The organism is Streptomyces sp. NPDC059142 (assembly GCF_042755665.1).
Taxonomy (GTDB): domain Bacteria; phylum Actinomycetota; class Actinomycetes; order Streptomycetales; family Streptomycetaceae; genus Streptomyces.
Genome location: NZ_JBHZDA010000096.1, coordinates 10,508 through 25,981 on the forward strand (window position 1 = coordinate 10,508; position 15,474 = coordinate 25,981).

The following is a 15,474-nucleotide window of genomic DNA, read 5'->3' on the forward strand; positions in this document are numbered from 1 at the left end:
CCCCAGCGGCTTCAGCACCACCCCCTCGCCCGACATCGACCGGACCCCCTCGCCCCGGAGCCCGTACGGCTCGCCGCGTCGTACGGTCAGCGTCCGTTCGAGGACGGCTCCGCCGTCGGTGTCGTGGCGGCGGGCTCGTGGTCCGGGAGGCCCGTGTCCCCTGCGGTTGCGGCGGACGCCGGTTCGCGGGGGAGCATGATCGCTCGTGAGACCAGGAAGGTGATCGGGACCGCCCCGCCCGCCGCGAGCAGGGGGGCGAACCGGCTGCCGAGGTGGAGCACGTCGACCAGGAGATAGACGCCGACCGTCGTGATGAGGAGGTTCGCCGCGTTGCTGAGCGGGAAGAGCAGGAACTTCCGCCAGGTCGGGCGGGTCCGGTAGGTGAACCAGCTGTTCAGGAAGAACGAGCCGATCATGCTCAGCCCGGACGCGACGAGGTGCGAGGCGACGTACGGGAGCCGGGTCAGCAGGAGCAGATAGAAGGCGTAGTAGGTGCCCGTGTTCGCCGCTCCCACGAGCACGAATCGCACCATCTGACTACGGACCGTCATCCGCGTACGGGCTCCTCCCCCCTGGCTACGGCAGACCGCGGCGGGGTGCCGCGCCTCCAGGAGTGTGACACAGCGGAGTGGACCGCCCCCGTTCACCACGGCACGGCGCTCACCAGGACGGACCGCCTTACGCCACATCCGCGTCGCCCGCACGCCACCAACCCTTCACCCAGTGGGCATGGCGGTGTGGTCCGCCACGAGCTGACGACGCGTAGTTTCCGCGCCATGTCCTCTCTTCTGAGCAACCGGCTGACGAAGCGGATCCTCCGTCCTGCCGCCGCACTGGTCGACCGGCGCGTCCTGCGATCCACGGGACCGCTCCGCTCCGACCTCGACATCCTCCGCCGCGAGATCACGGAGCTGCGGGGGCAGAGCTATGCGGTCGGCCTGCTCTTCGACAAGACGGGCCGCAACGGGTCGCGGGTGCCGACCCCCGGCCAGATCGACACGCTCGTACGCCAGATCGCCGAGGTGACCGGCGAGGACGCCGCGCACGCGCGCCGTAACGTCACCGTCGCGTTCCGGCAGGTGATCGCCCTGGAGACGCTGGCGCTCGGCCGGCTCGCCGGGTCCACGTCGAACGTGTGCGGCAAGCTCGCCACCGTGCCGCTGCTCGGGCCGCCGAACCAGGACGTCCTGGAGATCGGCACGCTGTACGGCCTGTTCTCGGCCTCGCTGGCGCGGATGCTGCACCGGGCGGGTACGGAGCCGCGGCTGACGATCGTGGACCCGCTGGCGGGCAGCCAGCTCCAGCCGGGCACGAAGCAGGCGGCCGATCCGACGGGCACGCCGGTGCGGATGGACGTCGTACGCGCCAACCTCGCGCTGGGCGGGAAGCCGGGCGCCGAGGCCCGCGTCCACCAGGGGTTCTCCGGCGACCCGGAGGTGCGGGCGGCGGTCTCCGACCGTGCGTACGGGGTGATCGTGGTGGACGGTGACCACTCCGAGGCCGGGGTACTCGCCGATCTGGAGTGGGCCGAGGAGATCGTGGCTCCCGGCGGGATCGTCGTCCTGGACGACTACGGCGACGCCCACTGGCAGGGCGTGCAGCAGGCCGCCGAGAAGCACCTCGCCGACGGCGGCTCACGGCTGGAGATGCTGGGGCAGGTCGCCACGTCCGCCTTCCTGCGGGCCCGCGCCTGACCGGGCCCCTGCCCCCGGACCCGGCCCGCGCCCGCCGCCGTGCGTACGGACGTCAGCCGCCGCACTGCTCCTGCATCGTCTCCTTGTCCGCGGTGGTCACGGGCAGCTCGTACTTGAGCGCGACCTGTGCGAACCGTATGGCGTAGGAGCAGTGGATCTGCTCACTCGGCGGCAGCCAGTCCGCCGGGCCCGAGTCGCTCTTGGAGCCGTTGGTGGGACCGTCCACGGGGACGAGGTTGAGCGGATCGTTGGCGAGCTGCTTCCGCTTGGCCGCGTCCCACTTGGACGCGCCCATCTTCCAGCCGTAGGAGAGCGGTATGACGTGGTCTATCTGGACCTTGGCCGCCGCCTCCTTGCGCCACTCGATCTCCTTGCCCGTGTACGGGTCGTTCAGGTTCATCGAGACGACGATGCAGTCGGAGCCGGAACGGTACTTCAGGTCCTTGCCGTCCCTGGCGAGCAGATCGTTCCTGGTGTCGCAGCCGTTCCCGGCCAGCGGGACGCCGTCCGCCGTGTCCATCCAGGCGTAGCCGAACTTCTTCCGGTCGTAGCCGGAGCTGGAACCGCGGCTCTTGGTGGTCACCTCCTCGATGACCGCGAGGCCGGCCTTCCGGTCGGCGTCGGAGGTGATCGGCGCCAGCCCCGGCTTCGTACCGTCGTCGTTGGCCAGCGGACTGACCCCGAACGCACCGGCCTCGGCGCCTTCGCCGCCACTGCCGCCCGTGCCGGCCGATGCCGACGCGGACGCCGAGGCGGACGGCTTGGCGCCCGACTCCAGCTCCCCCGCGCACCCCGCCAGCGCCAGGAAGGAGAGGGCGAGGGCCCCACCACGGAGAAACGTTCGTGCTCTGCGTTCGTCAACTCTGCTCACCTGGAGACCATAACGTCTCCGGGGGTTCAGTACCCCTCCCCACGTGCGTATATGACGGAGCGTCAGGTCCGCTCACGGCGGACGGGGGCGTCGGGAGGAGGGGCACGGTCCGCGCCGGCCGCGCCGGGGCAGAGGTATCGCGCCACCCCTCCTTCGTTTACGCGTTCGAGAGGAAGCCCTCCGCGCCCGGGGCATCCGCCTGCCCGGACGACCAGGAGCCCGAGAGCCGCGTGGTTCAGGCCGGCCCCGCCACCGTGCCCGCCCGGTGCACCGCCTCCAGCCGGGCCAGGTCCTCGTCCGTGAGCTTCAGTGCGCCCGCCGCCACATTCGCCGTCAGGTGGTCCGGGTTGCCGGTGCCCGGGATCGCCAGGACGTGGGGGCCCCGGGAGAGGGTCCAGGCGAGGCGGATCTGGGCGGGTGAGGCCCCGTGGGACCGTGCCACGGCGAGGAGTTCGGGGCTCTCCTCCGTGGCCGCGCCCGCGCCTGCCTCGCGCCGCCGGCCCGCGATCGCGTAGAACGGCACGAAGGCGATGCCCGCCTCCCCGCAGAGCCGCAGCAGCGCGTCGCCGTCCGGCGTGCCGAGGCCGTACGGGTTCTGGACGCAGACCACCGGCGCGATCGCCCGCGCCTCGGCGAGCTGCTCCGCGGTGACGTGGGAGACCCCGAGGTGGCGGATGAGCCCGGCGTCCCGCAACTCGGCCAGGGTCCCGAAGAGTTCCGCGATCGGACGGCCCCCGCCGGTGCGCAGGTTGACCACGTCGAGGTGGTCACGGCCGAGCTGGCGTATGTTCTCCTCGACCTGGCCCCGCAGCTCCCTCGGCGTGTCCGCCCACACCCACTCGCCGGTGTGGTCCCGGCCGGGGCCCACCTTCGTCGTGATCACCAGATCCTCGGGGTACGGCGCCAGCGCCCGGCTGATCAGCTCGTTCGCGGAGCGCAGCCGGGAGAAGTAGAACGCGGCCGTGTCGAGGTGGTTCACCCCCAGCTCCACCGCGCGGCGCAGCACCCCGATCGCCCGGTCGCGGTCGCTCGGGGTGGCGTCCGCGTCGAACGCCGCGCCGTGCTGGGGCAGCCGCATCGTGCCGAACCCCATCCGGTTGACCGTCAGGTCACCGAGCCGCCACGTACCCGCGCCGGACGCCGTGAGCTTCTCCGAAGTCGTCATGGACGGAGTCTCCCACCACGCGCCACCCGCCGCCGGGGCCTGTGGACAACCCCGGCGCCATGCCTCCGACCAGCGGCGTCGCGCCTCTGACCAGCGGCGCCGCCTCGGCTCGTCGCCTCAGCCGAGGATCGTCGTCAGGAACTCCCCCGTCCACGCCAGCAGCTCCCGCCCCACCGTCGGCTTCCCGCCGATCTTGCCCGTCGTCGGGCGGGGCACCAGGATCTGACGGGTGGCCGGCTTCATGACCGTACGGGGATGCAGCCGCTTCAGACGCAGCTCCTGCGACTCCCGCAACTCCACCGGCGCGAACCGGATGTTGGAGCCCTGGAGCACGATCTCCCCCACCCCGCACGCCCGCGCCAGCATCCGCAGCCCCGCCACCAGCAGCAGGTTCTCCACCGGCTCCGGCAGCTTGCCGTACCGGTCGGTCAGCTCCTCCCGTACGGCGGCGATGTCGGCCTCCGTGTTCGCCGAGGCGATCGCCCGGTACGCCTGGAGGCGCAGCCGCTCGCCGGGGGCGTAGTCGTGCGGGACGTGCGCGTCCACCGGGAGTTCGATCTTGACCTCCAGGGGGGCCTCCTCCTGCTCCCCGCCGTCCAGCGCCGCCCGGTAGTCCGCGACCGCCTCGCCCACCATCCGTACGTACAGGTCGAAGCCGACCCCCGCGATATGGCCCGACTGCTCGCCGCCCAGCAGATTGCCCGCGCCGCGGATCTCCAGGTCCTTCATCGCCACGTACATGCCCGCGCCCATCTCCGTGTGCTGGGCGATGGTCGCGAGCCGCTCGTGCGCGGTCTCCGTGAGCGGCTTCTCCGGCGGGTAGAGGAAGTAGGAGTAGCCGCGCTCACGCCCGCGCCCGACCCGGCCGCGGAGCTGGTGGAGCTGGGAGAGACCGAAGTTGTCGCCGCGCTCCACGATCAGGGTGTTGGCGTTCGAGATGTCGATGCCGGACTCGACGATCGTCGTGGAGACCAGCACGTCGAACTTCTTCTCCCAGAAGTCGACCACGACCTTCTCCAGCGCCGCCTCGCCCATCTGTCCGTGCGCCGTCGCGATCCGCGCCTCGGGGACGATCTCGCGGAGCTTCGCCGCCGCGCGGTCGATCGACTCGACCCGGTTGTGGATGTAGAAGACCTGGCCCTCACGGAGCAGTTCACGCCGTACGGCCGCGCCGATCTGCTTCTGTTCGTACGGTCCGACGAACGTGAGCACCGGATGCCGCTCCTCCGGCGGCGTGGTGATCGTCGACATCTCACGGATACCGGTGACGGCCATCTCCAGCGTGCGGGGGATGGGCGTCGCGGACATGGTGAGCACGTCGACATTGGCCCGGAGCTTCTTGAGCTGCTCCTTGTGCTCCACGCCGAAGCGCTGCTCCTCGTCCACGATGACCAGGCCCAGGTCCTTGAACTTGGTCTCGGAGGAGAAGAGCCGGTGCGTCCCGATGACGATGTCGACGGCGCCCTCGCGCAGCCCCTGGAGGGTCGCCTTCGCCTCCGCGTCCGACTGGAAGCGCGAGAGGGCCTTCACGGAGACCGGGAACTGCGCGTACCGCTCGGAGAACGTCCCGAAGTGCTGCTGCACCAGCAGCGTCGTGGGGACGAGGACCGCGACCTGCTTGCCGTCCTGGACCGCCTTGAAGGCCGCCCGTACGGCGATCTCCGTCTTGCCGTAGCCGACGTCGCCGCAGATCAGCCGGTCCATCGGGACCGTCTTCTCCATGTCCTCCTTGACCTCGGCGATGGTGGAGAGCTGGTCGGGCGTCTCCACGTACGGGAAGGCGTCCTCCAGCTCACGCTGCCAGGGCGTGTCGGGGCCGAAGGCGTGGCCGGGGGCGGCCATCCGCGCCGAGTAGAGCTTGATCAGGTCGGCGGCGATCTCCTTGACGGCCTTCTTGGCGCGCGCCTTGGTCTTCGTCCAGTCCGCGCCGCCCAGACGGTGCAGGGTCGGGGCCTCGCCGCCCACGTACTTGGTGACCTGTTCCAACTGGTCGGTCGGGATGTACAGCCGGTCGCCGGGCTGGCCGCGCTTGGCCGGCGCGTACTCCACCAGCAGGTACTCGCGGGTCGCGCCCTGCACCGTACGCTGCACCATCTCCACGTACCGGCCCACGCCGTGCTGCTCGTGGACGATATAGTCGCCCGGCTCCAGCGTCAGCGGGTCGATGGTCTTGCGGCGCTTGGCGGGCATCCGGGCGCCCTCCTTGCCCGCCGCCTTCTGCCCGGAGAGATCGGTCTCGGTGAGAACGGCCAGCTTGAGCCCCGGGTCGACGAAGCCGTGGTCCATCGAGCCGCACGCCACGTGGACGACGGACGGGACGATCTCGGCGAGCCCGCCGGCGGTGCGCGCGCCCGGGGTGTCGAGCCGTGCGGCGATGCCCTCGCCGCCCAGGACCTCGACCGTACGGGACGCCGTGCCGTGCCCCTCGGTGACGAAGACGGTCCGCCAGCCGTCCGCCAGCCAGCCCTTGGTGTCGGCGAGGGCGCGGGCGGTGTCGCCCCGGTACGTCTCGGGGGCGTGCATGCCGAGCGTGATGGCCTCGTCGCCCAGCTCCTCGTCGACCGCGAAGGGGGAGACGGACCACCACATCATGCCCAGCTCGCGGGCGCGGTCCCGGACGTCCGCGACGGACCACAGGGACGCGGCGCCGACGTCGATGGGCGCCTCGCCGCCGCCCGCGCCGGCGGCCCAGGACGCCGCCAGGAACTCCTGGCTGGTCGCGACGAGGTCGGCGGCCCTGGTCCTGACCCGCTCGGGGTCGCAGACCAGCGTCATGGCGCCCTTGGGGAGGACGTCGAGCAGCAGCTCCATGTCGTCCACCAGGACCGGAGCGAGGGATTCCATGCCCTCGACGGCGATCCCCTCGGCGATCTTGCCCAGCAGGTCGCCCAGTTCGGGGTGGTCCTCGGCGAGCGCGGCGGCCCGCTCCCGTACCTCCGGAGTGAGCAGCAGCTCACGGCAGGGCGGCGCCCACAGCCCGTGCTCGGCGACCTCCAGGGAGCGCTGGTCGGCGACCTTGAAGTAACGGATCTCCTCGATGTCGTCACCCCAGAACTCCACCCGGAGGGGGTGCTCCTCGGTGGGCGGGAAGACGTCCAGGATGCCGCCGCGTACGGCGAACTCGCCGCGCTTCTCGACCAGCTCGACCCGCGCGTACGCGGCGGCTGCCAGCGCCTCGGTCACCTCGCCCAGATCGGCGCTCTCCCCGCTGCGCAGGGCGACAGGCACCAGCTCGCCGAGCCCCTTGACCTGCGGCTGGAGCACGGAGCGCACCGGCGAGACGACGACGCTGACCGGTCCGGCCGACGGGTCGTCCGCCAGCGGGTGCGCGAGCCGGCGCAGTACGGCGAGGCGGCGGCCCACGGTGTCCGAGCGGGGCGAGAGCCGTTCGTGCGGCAGCGTCTCCCAGGACGGGTACTCCACGACGGTGTCCGGATCGAGCAGCGACCGCAGGGCGGCGGCCAGGTCCTCGGCCTCCCGCCCGGTGGCGGTCACGGCCAGCACGGGCCGCCCCGCCTCCCGCGCCAGCGCGGCCACGGCGAAGGGCCGCGCGGCGGGCGGCCCGACCAGATCGACATGCGTGCGGTGACCGTCGGTGGCGGCCTTCACCGCTTCGGCGAGCGCCGGGTCCTTGATGACGGCGTCGAGCAGACCGTGAAGGCTCATGAAGGAGGTTTCCGTCCAGATCCTGTGAGGCGTGGTGGGTCCTGAGGGGCAACACGAAGGGCCCGACACGTCGCACGGGCCGGGGTTGTCCAGCGTACGACGCCGGTACGACAGCCGCGGCCGGAGCACCGGAGGGGGCGGGCCGCTGGCCGCTTCCCGCCGGTGCGGGCGCCGGTGCGGGCGCCGGTGCGGGCGCCGGTGCGGGGGGGCGTACGGGAGGCGGGGGCGGGGCGTTCAACGACACCGCCTTTCCCGTGACGTTACGCATACGGAAGACTGCGTGCTGTAACGCCCGCGAAGAAGGACACGTGACCTGACATGAGCTGCCCGGCGCGCCTGCTGGAGATCCTGACCGCCCAGGGGGCGGTCCCCGACGGATGGGCGGACACGGTGGGCGCTGTCCGGCGCGAGTTGTTCCTGCCGGACACGATCGAGGCCGGAGGGGCGACGATCCGCCGGAGCGAGAGCCCGGAAGCGTGGCTCGCCGCCGTCTACGACGACCAGCACATCATCACCCAGATCAACGACGGCCGGGAAACACCCGAGGGCGCCTACCGGCTGCCGACCTCGTCCAGTTCCCTGCCGAGCATCATGCTGGAGATGCTGGACCTCCTGGCGGTACGGGAGGGGCAGCGCGTCCTGGAACTCGGCGCGGCCACCGGCTACCACGCGGCCTGGCTCGCCCACCGGCTGGGCTCGGAGCAGGTCACCAGTATCGACATCGACCCGGTACTGGCCGAGCGGGCCGCCGGGAACCTCGAAGCGGCCGGTTTCCGCCCCCGGGTGTTCTGCGGGCCCGGCGAGCACGGCTGCCCGGAGCGGGCTCCCTACGACCGGGTCGTCGCGACGTACACCGTGCCCGAGGTCCCGTACGCCTGGGTCGAGCAGGCTCCCACGGGCCGGATCGTCACCCCCTGGGGCGGGAGCTTCTTCCCGTACAGCTTCGCCGTGCTGGACGCGGGCGACGGCGAGGCGCACGGCCGCTTCACCGGTTACCCCGCCTTCATGCGCACCCGCCGGAACCGCCCGCACCGGGGCCACCTCACCGACTTCCTGCACCACCGGGAGGAGGGCACCGCGTCCCGTACGGACCTGTCGCCCCTCACCTTCGACGGCGACCCCGACGCCCTGTTCTTCATCGGCCTCGACCTGCCCGACGCCTGGTACCTGCGGGCCGACGCGGACGACGGCAGCGGTGAGGCGACCTTCTGGATCCTGGCGGACGACCGAAGGTCCTGGGCGGCGGCCGGCCATGTCCCCGGGGCGAGCACGTACGCGGTCACGCAGTACGGGCCACGCGCCCTGTGGGACGAGGCGGAGCGCTCCTACCGGCGCTGGGAGAAGCGCGGCCGCCCGGCACGCGACCGCGCCGGCCTGAGCGTCACGCGCGACGGCGAACGGGTGTGGCTGGACACGCCGGGCGATGTGGTCCGGTAGCCCCGGCCGACCCGCCCCGCCGGACGCGGGCCTCCCCGCCGGACGCGGCCCGGCCCCGATGGACGTTGGAGGGCGTCCACCGGCGCCGGGGTGACCACCGTACCGGTACGGGGCGCGTACGCATGTGCGTACGCGCCCCGTAGGTCCTGCTCCGGCACCGCGCTCCGGCGCCCTACTCCGTCGCGATCGCGTTCAGGACGTTCATGCGGCCCGCCCTGAACGCCGGGACCAGCGCCGCGAACAGGCCCACGAAGGCCGAGGCCACGAAGACCGTGGCGATGGTCGGCCAGGGGATCTCCAGGATGTTCAGGCCCTCCAGGGCGAGCAGTTTCTGGGCCGCGATGCCCCAGCCCAGGCCCAGACCCAGGCCCAGCAGCGCACCGAAGAGGGCGATGACGACCGACTCCAGGCGGATCATCCGGCGGAGCTGGCGGCGGGAGAGGCCGATCGCCCGGAGCAGGCCGATCTCGCGGGTGCGTTCGACGACGGAGAGGGCCAGGGTGTTCACCACGCCCAGCACGGCGACGACGATCGCGAGGGCGAGCAGGCCGTAGACGATGTTGAGGAGCTGTCCTATCTGGTCCTTCAGATCCTGCTTGAAGTCCGTCTGGTTCTGCACCTTGTACTGCGGATAGGCGGCCAGCGCGTCCTTGAGCCCCGCGTACGCCTGCTTCTCCCTGCCGTCCTCCGCCGCCGCGAACATGATCATGCTCTCGGGGACCTTGTCGGCCGGCAGATACCGCTCGACGGTCGTGATGCCGACGTACATCGCGCCCTTGTCGACGTTCGCCTCGTCCGAGGTGATCGCCGCGACCTTCAGCTCCGCAGTCCGCCCGCCGGCGAAGACCACCGTCATCCGGTCGCCGGCCTTCACGCCGTGCCGCTTCGCGTAGCCGTCGCCGACCGACATCGCGTCCTTGCCGTACGCCGCCGTCAGTTCACCGGCGACGGTCTCGCGGCGCAGGTCCGTCGCGTACGTCGGGTCGGCCGCCGAGAGGCCGACGTTCTCCGTCCTCCCGTCCGGGGCGGTCAGCGCCACCTCGACCCACTTGTACCGCGTGAAGTGCGCGATGTCCGGCGTCTTCTCCAGCGCCGCCCGGGCCTGCGGCACGATCGGCCGGCCGTCCGCGCTCTGGATGATGAAGTCCGCGCCGACCGACCGGTCCAGCTCGTCCGTCGCGGAGGCGACCATCGACGAGCCGACGACCGCCAGGCAGGCCACCAGGGCCAGTCCGATCATCAGGGCCGCGCCGGTCGCCCCCGTACGCCTGGGGTTGCGCAGCGCGTTGCGCTCCGCCATGCGGCCGACCGGGCCGAACACCCGCAGGACCAGCGCGCCGAGCACCCGCACCAGGCCGCCCGCGAGGAGCGGGCCGATCACGACGAAGCCGAGCAGCGTCAGGACCACGCCCGCGCCGAGCGGGAGCGAGCCCCCGCCCGCCTCCTCGGCGCGCGCCGCCAGGAGCAGCGCGGCTCCGCCCGTGCCCGTCAGGACCAGGCCGACGGCCGCCCGTACCCACCCGGAACGCCCGTCGGCCGGGGTGCCCGCGTCGCGCAGCGCGGCCATCGGGGAGATCTTCCCGGCCCGCCGGGCCGGTACGTACGCGGCGACGACCGTGACGACGACACCGAGGGCCAGGCCGAGGACCGGCGTCGTCCACTTCACCGTGAGGTCGTCGGTGGACAGCTCCATGCCGATGGAGGTCATGAGCTTCATCAGCCCGACGGCCAGCCCCACGCCCGCCGCGACGCCCGCCACCGAGCCGACGATCCCGAGGAGCACGGCCTCCAGCAGCACCGAGCGGTTGACCTGCTTGCGGCTGGATCCCAGCGCCCGCATCAGGCCGATCTCCCGGGTCCGCTGCGCGACCAGCATGGAGAAGGTGTTGACGATGAGGAAGATGCCGACGAGGAAGGCGATCCCGGCGAAGCCGAGCATCGCGTACTTCATGACGTCGAGAAAGGAGCCGATGTCGGAGCGGTTCGCGTCCGCGGCCTCCTGCCGCGTCTGCAGCTTGTACGGGCCGGTCCCGAGCGCCGCCGCGACGTCCGCCTTGAGGCGGGCGTCCGTGACGCCCCCGGCGGCGGTGACGTTGAGGTGGGTGAAGCGTCCGGGCGTGCCCAGCAGCACGCGCTGCGCGGTGGCGGTGTCGAAGAAGACGACCGTCGCGCCGGGGTTGGTGACGGTGAAGTCCGCGATCCCGGAGATCCTCGCCCTGATGTCGCCCGTGACGGCGATGGTGCGCAGCTCGTCGCCGAGCGCGAGACGGTGCTTCTCGGCGGTACTGGCGTCGATCATCACCTCGGTCGGGCCGCGCGGCGCGTGGCCGGAGGCGATCCGCATGGACCGCAGGTCGTTACGGGTCCAGTTGGCGGCGATGGTGGGGGCGCCGTTGCTGCCGCCCAGGTCCTGGTCCGCGTCGTCGACGACGGTCACGCTCATGCTGCTGACGGCGCCCTCGACGGACCGTACGCCCCGCGCCTTCCGTACGGTCTCGATCGTGGAGGCGGGCAGCGACTCGGGGCGGCCCGTCTGTGACGCGCTCGGTCCGGAGGCGTCCTCGGCCTTCTCGGGGCCGACGGTGACATCCGCCGAGGTCGCGGCGAAGAGCTTGTCGAACGTCGTGTTCATGGTGTCGGTGAAGACCAGCGTGCCGCAGACGAACGCCACCGAGAGCAGGACCGCCACGGCGGAGAGCGCCATGCGTCCCTTGTGCGCGAGGACGTTGCGCACCGAGGTCTTGAGGACGGTCACGACGTACGCCCCCGCGCGTCGAAGTCCTTCATCCGGTCGAGCACGGCGTCGGCGGTCGGGCGCTCCATCTCGTCGACGATCCTGCCGTCCGCGAGATACAGCACCCGGTCCGCGTACGAGGCGGCCACCGGGTCGTGCGTGACCATCACGATGGTCTGCCCCAGGTCGTCCACCGAGCGGCGCAGGAAGCCGAGGATCTCGGCGCCGGCCCGCGAGTCCAGGTTCCCCGTCGGCTCGTCGCCGAAGATGATCTCGGGCCGTGCGGCGAGGGCGCGGGCCACGGCGACGCGCTGCTGCTGGCCTCCGGAGAGCTGGGTCGGGCGGTGGCCGAGGCGGTCGGCGAGTCCTACGGTGTCCACGACCTGCTGGAGCCAGGCGATGTCCGCCTTGCGGCCCGCGATGTCCATGGGGAGCGTGATGTTCTCCAGGGCGTTGAGCGTCGGCAGCAGGTTGAACGCCTGGAAGATGAAGCCGACGCGGTCCCGGCGCAACCGCGTGAGCTGCTTGTCCTTCAGCCCGGTTATCTCGGTCTCGGCGAGGTGGATCTCGCCGGAGGAGACGGTGTCCAGCCCGGCGAGGCAGTGCATCAGCGTCGACTTGCCGGAGCCGGACGGGCCCATGATGGCGGTGAACCGCCCCCGGGCGATGTCCACGTCGACATGGTCCAGCGCGAGGATCCGGGTGTCGCCCGAGCCGTACGCCTTGACGACCTGACGCGCTCGCGCCGCGACGGCCGTCCGCCCTCCGGTACCCCCGTGCCTGGGGGTGGTCACAGCCGTTGTCACGGTATGTCTCCTCTTCCGCTTTTCACTTGATACGGGTTTTCCGCCCCCCGTGTCCGTAAGAACAACTTAAGGAGCGCGGAACGGCCCGCACGTCCTCCACCGGTACGAACGGCCCCTGGCGAGACATAAGGAGGTACCCCTAGGGGACTTCGCCCGCAGAAGGACCCGCCGCCGGACCCCCGGGCGCCCCCTTTCCTCCCCTCCCCCCTGTGAGGTGCGGGTGAGAAGGTGTCCCCGACCAGATACGTGTACGGGGAAGGGAACTTGTGAGCGGCTCCGGAGGAAGTACCGAGGACACCGGACACACCAAGGACACGGGCCGCGCAGAGGGCAGGAAACACCCGGAGGCGATACCCGGGGGGCCGCGCGCCCCTCGCGGGCGAGGCCCCGTCGTCGCCGCGCTCATGCTCGGGATGGCGCTCGCCGCGCTCGACGGCACCATCGTCTCCACGGCCGTCCCGCAGATCGTCGGCGACCTCGGCGGATTCGCCGTCTTCTCCTGGCTGTTCTCCGGCTATCTGCTCGCCGTCACGGTCACCCTGCCCGTGTACGGGAAGCTCTCCGACACCCTGGGACGCAAACCCGTACTGGTCGCCGGGATCGTCCTCTTCCTCATCGGCTCGCTGCTCTGCGCCACCGCCTGGAACATGGCGTCCCTGATCGCCTTCCGCGTCGTCCAGGGGCTGGGCGGCGGGGCGCTCCAGGGCACGGTGCAGACCATCGCCGCCGACCTCTACCCGCTCAAGGAACGCCCCAAGATCCAGGCCAAGCTGTCGACGGTCTGGGCCTCGTCGTCCGTGGCGGGCCCGGCGGTGGGCGGGCTCATCGCCGGGTACGCCGACTGGCGCTGGATCTTCCTGATCAACCTGCCGGTCGGGGCGGTGGCGCTCTGGCTGGTCGTCAGGTACCTCCACGAGCCGCAGCGCGCCCGGAGCGCCCCGGCCACCGGAACGGCCGCGGGGAACAGCCGTACGGGGACGGCGGGAAGCCGCGGTACGGGGACGGGCCGGGCGCCGCGCCCGCGGCCGCGTACCGACTGGGCCGGCGCCCTGGGCGTCTTCGCGACCGGCGCGCTGCTGCTCACCGCGCTCGTCCAGGGCGGGGTCGCCTGGCCCTGGCTCTCCGCGCCGTCGCTCGCGTTCCTCGGCGCCAGCGCGGTCCTCGCCGCGTTCACCGTCGTCGTCGAACGCCGCGCGGCCGAGCCGATCATCCCCGGATGGGTCTGGCGCCGCCGCACCATCGCGGCCGTCAATCTCGCGCTCGGCGCACTGGGGCTGCTCATGGTCGCCCCGACCGTCTTCCTCCCGACGTACGCGCAGTCCGTCCTCGGGCTCGGTCCGATCGCCGCCGGATTCGTGCTCTCCGCCATGACCCTGAGCTGGCCGGTCAGCGCGGCCCTCTCCAACCGGGTCTACAACCGCATCGGCTTCCGCCAGACCGCCGTCATCGGCATCTCGCTGGCGACGCTGGTCCTGCTCGCCTTCCCCCTGCTCCCCTACCCCGGGCACGCCTGGCAGCCGGCGCTGATCATGCTGCTGCTGGGCGCGGCGCTGGGGCTGTTCCAGCTCCCGCTGATCATCGGGGTGCAGTCGACGGTCGGCTGGGCGGAGCGGGGCACGGCCACCGCGTCCATCCTCTTCTGCCGGCTGATCGGCCAGAGCGTGGGCGCCGCGGTGTTCGGCGCCGTCGCCAACTCCGTACTCGCCGAACGGCTGGCGAGCGCGCCCACGCCCGGACTCCCCGAGGACGTGGACGGCGTCGCGCGGGCCCTGGAGGATCCGGGGTCCCTGAGCGCCGAGGCGGCGGACTATCTGCGCCGGGCGATGGACACCGCCGTCGACCATGTCTACGTGGGCGCGGCGGGGGCGGGCGTGCTCGCCCTCCTCGCCCTGCTCCTCCTCGCACCGCGCCGCTTCCCGGTGCTCCCGGACCCGCCGGCGGACCAGCGGGACCCGTAGGACCGGTCCCCCGCAGTCCCCCGCAGTCCCCCGTCACCCCCGTGGGTCCGGCGGGCGGCTCCTCCGAGCGGCGCCGCCGGTCCGGCCTCCTGTGCGCGGGCCCGTCACTCCTCCGTCGGGGCCCTCCCCGTCAGCGCCGCCAGACTGTTCCGTACGTGCGCCATGTGCGCCCGCATCTCCTCACGCGCCTCCTCGTGCGCCCGTACCAGCCGCTCCGTGTCCCGCGCCACCGAGTCCGCCCGCGCCCTGGCCTGCGCCTTCAGCTCGTCCGCCTGGTCCTGCGCGTCCTCCTGGCGGTGGCGCGCCTGCTCGCCCGCCGCCGACAGCCCCCGCTGCGCCTCCGTCAGCCTGGCCTGCGCCCGTGCGGTGCGTTCGTCCGTGTCGGCCTCCAGCGTCGCCTCCCGCGCCGCGATCTCGCGCTCCGCCGCCGCGAGCCGTTCCGTGTGCTTCTGCTCCAGCTCCTCCAGCAGCCGCTCCGTACGCCGGCGCACCTCCTGAAGCTCCGCGAGCGCCTCCGCCCGGTGCTGCGCCCCCTCGTTCCGCGCCTCGTCGCGCGCCTCGTCGGCCGCGTCCTGCGCGGCGTCCACCACACCCTCGGCGTGCGCCTCCGCGTCCTCCCGTACGCCGGCCGCGTGTTCGCGCGCGGCCTCGCGTATGTTCCGCGCCTCGGACTCCGCCACCGCGAGCGCCGCCCGGCACTCCTCGCGCACCTCCGCCCGCAGGGTCTCGTCCTCCTGCCGCGCGAGCGACAGGATCTGCTGGGCGCGGCGGCCCAGGTTCTCGTACGTCGGCGTCTCCAGCGCCGCCACGCGCGCCGCGAGCACCTCCACCTCGCCCACCATCCGGTCGGCCAGCGAGGTGAGTTGAGCGACGCGCTCCAGGGCGTCGTCGCGGTCCTGGGTCAGCGCGGCGTACTCCCGGTCGACCTGTTCGGGACGGTAACCACGACCACGTACGGGCACGAAGCCATGATCCGACAACGGTGCACCACCCATCTTGAAGGCCCTTCTCGGGCGAACCACAGAGTCACAAGCCAGGGTCGGGTACAGCGAGGGGGGCCCCCCCCCGCGGGGGGGGGGCCGGGGCGCACGGCCAACCCCGGGGGTTTTTAGGAAACACAAAAACAAAACAGACACACAAACA

10 protein-coding genes are annotated in these 15,474 nt (G+C 72.3%); 3 read left to right on the forward strand and 7 right to left on the reverse strand.

Going from position 1 to position 15,474, the window contains the following annotated elements:
• Positions 1-86: 86 nt before the first annotated feature.
• On the reverse strand, positions 87-551 hold the full coding sequence (locus ACFXPK_RS26980) for a GtrA family protein (RefSeq protein ID WP_385079457.1): 465 nt from the start codon (positions 549-551) through the stop codon (positions 87-89).
• A gap of 225 nt (positions 552-776) precedes the next feature.
• Between ACFXPK_RS26980 and ACFXPK_RS26985 the strand changes: the two genes are divergently transcribed.
• Entirely contained in the window at positions 777-1,694 is a 918-nt protein-coding gene (locus ACFXPK_RS26985; protein ID WP_384998630.1) for a class I SAM-dependent methyltransferase, read from the forward strand.
• A gap of 52 nt (positions 1,695-1,746) precedes the next feature.
• Here the strand turns inward: ACFXPK_RS26985 and ACFXPK_RS26990 are convergent, their stop codons facing one another.
• The 3 genes from ACFXPK_RS26990 to mfd form a co-directional block, all read right to left on the reverse strand.
• Complete coding sequence (locus ACFXPK_RS26990) at positions 1,747-2,499, reverse strand: HNH endonuclease family protein (protein WP_385079478.1); 753 nt, start codon at positions 2,497-2,499, stop codon at positions 1,747-1,749.
• A 301-nt stretch (positions 2,500-2,800) separates the two neighbouring features.
• On the reverse strand, positions 2,801-3,730 hold the full coding sequence (locus tag ACFXPK_RS26995) for an aldo/keto reductase (protein ID WP_385079461.1): 930 nt from the start codon (positions 3,728-3,730) through the stop codon (positions 2,801-2,803).
• 117 nt (positions 3,731-3,847) lie between these two features.
• Positions 3,848-7,396, reverse strand: coding sequence for a transcription-repair coupling factor (gene mfd / locus ACFXPK_RS27000; RefSeq protein WP_384998639.1), 3,549 nt, complete (start codon positions 7,394-7,396; stop codon positions 3,848-3,850).
• A gap of 318 nt (positions 7,397-7,714) precedes the next feature.
• Here mfd and ACFXPK_RS27005 point away from each other — a divergent pair, with 318 nt between their 5' ends.
• Complete coding sequence (locus tag ACFXPK_RS27005; RefSeq protein WP_385079463.1) at positions 7,715-8,833, forward strand: methyltransferase domain-containing protein; 1,119 nt, start codon at positions 7,715-7,717, stop codon at positions 8,831-8,833.
• Positions 8,834-9,005: 172 nt separating this feature from the next.
• Here the strand turns inward: ACFXPK_RS27005 and ACFXPK_RS27010 are convergent, their stop codons facing one another.
• Positions 9,006-11,588: an ABC transporter permease gene (locus ACFXPK_RS27010; protein ID WP_385079466.1), complete on the reverse strand. Its 2,583-nt coding sequence runs from the start codon at positions 11,586-11,588 to the stop codon at positions 9,006-9,008.
• Positions 11,585-12,373 carry an ABC transporter ATP-binding protein gene (locus ACFXPK_RS27015; RefSeq protein ID WP_385079468.1) on the reverse strand — a complete coding sequence of 263 codons (789 nt, stop codon included), beginning with the start codon at positions 12,371-12,373 and terminating at the stop codon, positions 11,585-11,587. Before ACFXPK_RS27015 ends, ACFXPK_RS27010 begins: the two co-directional genes overlap by 4 nt.
• 404 nt (positions 12,374-12,777) lie before the next feature.
• Between ACFXPK_RS27015 and ACFXPK_RS27020 the strand changes: the two genes are divergently transcribed.
• Positions 12,778-14,331: an MFS transporter gene (locus tag ACFXPK_RS27020; protein WP_384998660.1), complete on the forward strand. Its 1,554-nt coding sequence runs from the start codon at positions 12,778-12,780 to the stop codon at positions 14,329-14,331.
• A 104-nt stretch (positions 14,332-14,435) separates the two neighbouring features.
• Here ACFXPK_RS27020 and ACFXPK_RS27025 read toward each other — a convergent pair whose 3' ends face one another.
• Positions 14,436-15,293, reverse strand: a complete 858-nt coding sequence (locus tag ACFXPK_RS27025; RefSeq protein ID WP_384998651.1) for a cellulose-binding protein — start codon at positions 15,291-15,293, stop codon at positions 14,436-14,438.
• Positions 15,294-15,474: the final 181 nt, after the last annotated feature.